The sequence below is a fragment of the Pseudomonas sp. 30_B genome (assembly GCF_017491605.1).
Classification (GTDB): Bacteria; Pseudomonadota; Gammaproteobacteria; order Pseudomonadales; family Pseudomonadaceae; genus Pseudomonas.
Genome location: NZ_JAFGYY010000380.1, coordinates 1 through 438, shown reverse-complemented (window position 1 = coordinate 438; position 438 = coordinate 1). Strand labels below are relative to the sequence as shown.

Genomic DNA, 438 nt, shown 5'->3' with positions numbered 1-438 from the left:
ACATAGGCAAGGTGGCGCGGCGTCAGGCCTTCGACACGCGGCGGCGTCGAAGGCAACGCGCTCCAGCGCGACGCATCCGCGTGCAGGTCCGCAATCGGCGGCGCACCGGCCAGCGCATCCAGCGCCGTGCGCCCCGCCGCGTCCGCCAGCACGATCGCCGGCCGGCTGTCGTCCAGGATCGCGCGCAAGCGCTCCGATGCATAGCCCGGGTCCAGCGGCACATATGCGCCGCCCGCCTTCAGGATCGCCAACAATCCCGTCATCATCTCGACGCCGCGCCCGAGCGCCAGCCCCACGCGCGTGTCCGGCCCGACGCCTTGTCCGCGCAGGTAGTGCGCGAGGCGATTCGCACGCGCGTCGAGGTCCGTATAGCTCAGCGTCTCGTCGCCGCAGATCACCGCCGCCGCTTCCGGCGTTCGCGATACCTGGGCTTCGAAC

The 438-nt window shown here is 71.7% G+C and carries 1 protein-coding gene; it reads right to left on the bottom strand.

From position 1 onward, the window contains the following. Nucleotides 1-438 (bottom strand): AMP-binding protein (locus J5M67_RS28750; protein WP_207888719.1); only part of this gene is annotated, 438 nt, incomplete at both ends.